The sequence below is a fragment of the Kitasatospora sp. NPDC059462 genome (assembly GCF_042749955.1).
Classification (GTDB): Bacteria; Actinomycetota; Actinomycetes; order Streptomycetales; family Streptomycetaceae; genus Kitasatospora.
The window spans coordinates 1-5,067 of sequence record NZ_JBHYUU010000326.1; the positions used below are offsets into that span (position 1 = coordinate 1).

Below are 5,067 nucleotides of genomic sequence, written 5' to 3' on the forward strand. Positions count from 1 at the left end.
CTCCCCGCGGGGAGTGCCGGCCACCGGCGTGCGCGGACCGGGTTCAGTTGAAGACCTCCGTGGTCCAGGCGTTCTCGTCGGTGCCGAGCGAGGTGACCCGGTCGAGCAGACCGTTGAAACCGCCGATCGAGGCGAACGGCGCCTCCCCGTCCTCCATCGCCGAGACGCAGAGCTTGAGGCCGTTGGAGCTCCGGCAGGTCTTCGGCGGCTGCAGCGCCCCGGGGATGGCGGGGGCGGTCGTGGCCGGCGCGACGTCGGGACGAGCGCTCACCGTGATCGGCTTGCCGTTCAGCGTGAAGCCGACGGACGCCGTCCACGGATAGGCCCGGGTGGCTTCGACGCCGTGGTCCAGGCTCGATCCCGACTGGACCAGGCCGGGCGGCACATCCGTGATCGTGAAGGGCAGGGCCACCGCCTGGGGCGCGGCGTGGACCCCGGCCGCGACCTGCGCCATCATGTTCGCGACGTTGTCCGGAGCGCCCACGTACGAGGCGTGCAGCTCGGCCCAGCGGCCGTCGGCGAGCTCGAAGCGCAGCGTCCGGTCCTGGCCCCCGGCGCTCGGGTCGCCCGGCGCGATGCCGACCCAGTACGCCGGCCGGCCGTTCACCGGCGCGGTGTCCACCCGGTACCGCAGGCCGACCCCGGCGCCGAGGTCGAGCGGGGGTTCCACCCCGGCCCCGTACACGGTCAGGAAGAGCAGCTGGCGGTTGAAGTCGGTGGCGGCGTCCGTCTGCTTCGGGCCGATGGCCTTGGCCTGCGCCGCCTCCGGCTGCCCGGTGAAGCCCTTGTTGTAGACGAAGGCGTCGAAGCCGGCGGGCAGCCAACCGAAGGTGGCCTGCACCACGAGCGGGTCGTGACCGGTGTCCGGGCCGACCCGGGGGCCGACGGGGACGGTGGCCGTGGAGCCGGAGCCCGCCGCCTGGACGGCGGAGCCGGAGCCGGAGCCGGCCTCCGGCCAGGCGGTGCTCAGGGTGGCGGCGCCGACCGCCACCGCCGTCACCGCGCCGAGCACGGCCAGGCGCCGGCGCCGCAGCCGGGAGCGGCCGGACCGGATGGACCAGGAGGTGTCGGGCACGGCCGTCGGCGCCGGGGAGTCGGCCAGCGCGGTGAGCTCGGCGGCCAGCCGCTGCTCCGTCGCGGAGAGCGAGGACGAACCGTCGTACAGGTCGTTCACGAGGGGATCCTTTCGGAAGGACCGGCCGCGGTCGCGGCGGTCTCGCGGTCGAGGAGCCGGCGCAGTGCGTCCAGGCCCCGGGAGCACTGGCTCTTGACGTTGCCGGTGGAGCACCCCATGGCGGCGGCGGTCTGCTCGACGGTGAGGTCGCAGTAGTAGCGCAGCACCACCGTCGCCCGCTGACGGGGCGGCAGGGCGGCCAGCGCGGCGCGGAGGTCGACCGAGGCGTCCAGGTCCGCGACGGCCGCCGCCCGTTCCGGGAGCGCCTCCTCGCGGCGCCGGGCCGACCACCGGCCCCACGGCGAGCGCTGCTCGGCGAGGAACGTGTTGACGAGGACCGTCCGCACGTAGCCGTCGATGTTGTCCGCCTTGGAGACGCGGCCCCAGCGCACGTAGAGCTTGGTCACCGTCTCCTGGGCGAGGTCGTCCGCGCGGTGCCAGTCACCGCACAGCAGGTAGGCCACCTTGCGGAGCCAGGGGCTCCGGGCCGCGGCGTACTCCGTGAACTCGGCGTCGCGGGTCTGCTTCGCCATCGATGGGATCTCCCTTCCGGCGATGCCTCGGTTCGCAGCGCCCACCTCCCTGATGCGGGCCGCCGGGAGGAGGTTGCATGCCGCCGCCGGAAGACCGCGGCCGTAGGCTTTCGGGCATGCCCAACGGCCGGTACTCGCTCCACGACACCCATGACCACGTCCTGCTCGGCGAGGAGCGGTTCAGCTGCGCGCCCGGCCCGGCCGGCTGGCGGTACGTCTCCAAGACGTACGCGCCGGACGGCCGCGTCCTCGGAACGGTGGACCTCACCCTGGACTCGCGCGCCCGGCCGCTGCGGATGGAACTGCGCGCGGGCGGCTGGCAGGTGCGCGGCGGCGCCGTCGACGGGGTCGCCTGGGTGCGGGCCGACGCCTCCGACCCGTCCGGCGAGCAGGCGGCCGAGGGCCACGACCGGGCGCACGGCTTCACCGGACGCTCGCCCGGCTTCCTGATCGCCACCGCGCGGATGCTGCGGCTGCGGGAGGGGGCGAGCGCGCGGGTGCGGCTGGTCGCGTTCACCGAGCCGGTGCTGGCGCCGCGCACCCTCGACCAGGGGTGGCTGCTGGAGGGCGTCGAGACGCACGGGACGGACTCGGGGCCGCTCGTCGTCGAGCGGTACCAGGTGGCGGACCTGGAGACGGGCGAGCAGCAGGTGGTGCACCTGGCGGGGGACGTGGTGCTGGCGGCCGGGGGGATCGAGCTGGAGGAGCTGGAGTCGCCGCCGAACGCCTGGCCGGCCGCGTTCGGGGACGGGACCGGCGAGGAGCTCGGTTAGGCGGGCCCGGGTGGCGTCAGGCGGGCGGGGCGAAGCCGGTGCCGGAGGCCGGAGGCGTCGGCGCGGCGGGCGGGGCCGGGGGAGCGGACGGGGTGGCCGGCTGCTGGGCCTGGGCCTGGGCCTGGGCCTGAGCCTGGGCGTGCGTCTGCGCGTGCTGCTGGGCCTGCTGGAAGGCGTACCCCTGCGCCCGGCTCCACTCGCGCCGCTGGCGCTCGGTCAGCACCGCCCCCAGGTACGCCGCCGGGTGCACCCCGTACGGCACCGGGTGGCCGGTGCGGGCCGCCAGGTCGTCCGCGAGCCGGGCGGACATCCGGTGGGCGACGGTCTGGTCCAGCTCGCCGATCCGCCCGAGGAACTGCCGGACGGCCAGCCAGAGCGGCTCCGGCACGGCGGAGAGGTCCAGCGCCACCAGTTCGCCGCCGATCGCCTGCAGCAACTGCGGGTTCACCGGCGGCAGCGCGATCGCCGCCCCGCTCCCGCCGGGCACCCGCTCGCGGACCACCAGCGTCCCCGCGAAGACGTCGCCCAGCCGCTTGCCGTCCGAGGACACCACCGAGCAGACCACCGCCGGCACCCCGAACAGCACGATGATCTCCAGGAAGCCGACCAGCCCGCGCACCAGCGTGTGCCGGAACCGCACCGGCCCGCCGTCGCTGCGCACCACGCGCAGCCCCAGCGCGGCCTTCCCCAGCGAACGGCCGCGGGTCAGCGTCTCGATCATGACCGGGAGCGCGACCAGGAAGAAGACGGTCAGCCCGATCGTCACGGCGGCGACCGCCGCGCCGTCCAGGTCGACCAGGACCAGGCTCAGCAGCAGGGTCGTGGCGACCAGTCCCGCGAGCTGCACGGTGAGGTCCAGTGCGATCGCCAGCCCCCGGCTCGGAAGCTTCGCCGCGCGCAGGCCGAGGACGACCGCCTCGCCCGTCACCAGGTCGCTCAAGACACCCGTCCGTTCCCGTCGGTGGTACGCGGTCCGTGGGCGGGGAATCCGGCGGATCGGCCCCCACGATCCCGAGATCTGCTGCCGTCAACATACGGGGCCGCCGAGCCCGCCGGGAAGTGAGGTCCCGGCGGTCGCCGCACCCCCCGGCCCTGGCATGCTGGGCCCACCTGTCCGCACCGCCCGACCTCGCGCCCCGCGCCGATCATGGAGCCGCCGCATGGACCTGGACGTCTTCGTCGCCACCCACCAGGGGGAGTGGGCCCGGCTGGACGAGCTCGCCAGGAAGCGGCGCCCGACCGGGGAGGAGGCCGACGAACTCGTCGCCCTCTACCAGCGCGTCACCGGGCACCTGGCCAAGGTCCAGGCCGCCGCGCCCGACCCGACCCTCGAAGGCCGGCTCACCAGCCTGGTCTCGCGGTCCCGCGACGCGGTCACCGGCACCCGGACCAGCGGCTGGCGCGACGTCGCGCGCTACTACACGGTGAGCTTCCCGGCCGCCCTCTACCGCTCGCGGCGATGGTGGATCCCGGTCGCGGTGCTCTCGCTGCTCGCCACCGCGCTGGTCGCCTGGTGGGTGGCCGGCCACCCCGAGGTCCGCAACAGCCTGGCCGCGCCGGCCGAGCTCCGTGAGATGACCAGGCCCGGCGGCGCCTACGAGACCTACTACTCCGACCGCCCGGCGAGTTCCTTCGCGGCCCAGGTCTGGACGAACAACGCCTGGATCGCCGTGCAGTGCCTGCTCTACGGCGTGGTGCTCGGCCTCCCGGTGCTGTGGGTGCTGGCGAGCAACGTCCTCAACCTCGGCCTCGGCGTCGGGCTGATGGCGTCCGCCGGCCGGCTGGACACCTTCCTCGGACTGCTCATCCCGCACGGCCTGCTGGAACTGACCGCCGTCTTCGTCGCCGGTGGCCTGGGACTGCGCCTCGGCTGGACGATCGTCGACCCCGGCCCGCGCACCCGCGCCACCGCGCTCGCCGAACAGGGCCGCTCGATCATCGGCATGGGAATCGGCCTGGCGACGGTACTGGCGGTGTCCGGCGTCCTGGAGGCGTTCGTGACCCCCTCCGGCCTGCCGACCTGGGCCCGGATCGCCATCGGCGCGCTCGCCGAGGTCGCTTTCCTGCTCTATGCGCTGGTGTTGGGCCGCAAGGCCGCCGCAGCCGGGGAAACCGGAGACCTGGATGCGGCCGACCGGGCGGACCTGCAGCCGGTCGCGGCCTGAGTCGATGTGATCCACAGGCTCCTGACCTGCTACTCTTCTTGAGCTCCAGCCAAACCATTGACGTGGTAGGGGTGGGCGAGTAGGTTTGAACGGTTGGGACCGACTGGACACCAGTCAGACTCGGGCGTTAATGTCTACGACACCGCCGAGTCGAGGTGAGTGTGCTTCATCGAATGCACGCCCTCTCCGACAAGGTAAATCCAGGGACTGAGCACACCGGAAGCTTTGATAGGCTTCGGGGCGAAGTCGAAGGAAATCCCCCCAGCGGGAATCGGACGAATGAAACTCCGGAAAACGGAGCGGAAAACATCTGGTAAGCTGGAAACGCGAAAGAACGAAGCGCCCGGAGGGCCGGTGTGAAAGCCGCCTGATGGAAGCGTCCGTTCCTTGAGAACTCAACAGCGTGCCAAAAGTCAACGCCA

At 73.5% G+C, this 5,067-nt stretch carries 5 protein-coding genes; 2 read left to right on the forward strand and 3 right to left on the reverse strand.

Going from position 1 to position 5,067, the window contains the following annotated elements:
- Positions 1-43: 43 nt before the first annotated feature.
- Together ACFXAM_RS37820 and ACFXAM_RS37825 are read right to left on the reverse strand one after the other, a co-directional pair.
- Positions 44-1,174: a hypothetical protein gene (locus ACFXAM_RS37820; protein ID WP_380298374.1), complete on the reverse strand. Its 1,131-nt coding sequence runs from the start codon at positions 1,172-1,174 to the stop codon at positions 44-46.
- On the reverse strand, positions 1,171-1,707 hold the full coding sequence (locus tag ACFXAM_RS37825) for a SigE family RNA polymerase sigma factor (RefSeq protein ID WP_380298375.1): 537 nt from the start codon (positions 1,705-1,707) through the stop codon (positions 1,171-1,173). The genes ACFXAM_RS37820 and ACFXAM_RS37825 overlap by 4 nt, the downstream gene beginning before the upstream one ends.
- A 116-nt stretch (positions 1,708-1,823) precedes the next feature.
- On the opposite strand from ACFXAM_RS37825, the gene ACFXAM_RS37830 reads away from it, so the two are divergent.
- Positions 1,824-2,480, forward strand: coding sequence for a hypothetical protein (locus tag ACFXAM_RS37830; RefSeq protein ID WP_380298376.1), 657 nt, complete (start codon positions 1,824-1,826; stop codon positions 2,478-2,480).
- A 16-nt stretch (positions 2,481-2,496) separates the two neighbouring features.
- Here the strand turns inward: ACFXAM_RS37830 and ACFXAM_RS37835 are convergent, their stop codons facing one another.
- Positions 2,497-3,420 carry an RDD family protein gene (locus ACFXAM_RS37835; RefSeq protein ID WP_380298377.1) on the reverse strand — a complete coding sequence of 308 codons (924 nt, stop codon included), beginning with the start codon at positions 3,418-3,420 and terminating at the stop codon, positions 2,497-2,499.
- A gap of 220 nt (positions 3,421-3,640) precedes the next feature.
- Here ACFXAM_RS37835 and ACFXAM_RS37840 point away from each other — a divergent pair, with 220 nt between their 5' ends.
- Positions 3,641-4,645: a stage II sporulation protein M gene (locus ACFXAM_RS37840; protein ID WP_380298379.1), complete on the forward strand. Its 1,005-nt coding sequence runs from the start codon at positions 3,641-3,643 to the stop codon at positions 4,643-4,645.
- The last annotated feature ends 422 nt before the right edge of the window (positions 4,646-5,067 follow it).

Excerpts from the sequence above, each read along its gene's own strand:
- ACFXAM_RS37830 (WP_380298376.1), top strand. The coding sequence starts at position 1,824 with ATGCCCAACGGCCGGTACTCGCTCCACGACACCCATGACCACGTCCTG.
- ACFXAM_RS37825 (WP_380298375.1), bottom strand. The coding sequence starts at position 1,707 with ATGGCGAAGCAGACCCGCGACGCCGAGTTCACGGAGTACGCCGCGGCC.
- ACFXAM_RS37840 (WP_380298379.1), top strand. The coding sequence starts at position 3,641 with ATGGACCTGGACGTCTTCGTCGCCACCCACCAGGGGGAGTGGGCCCGG.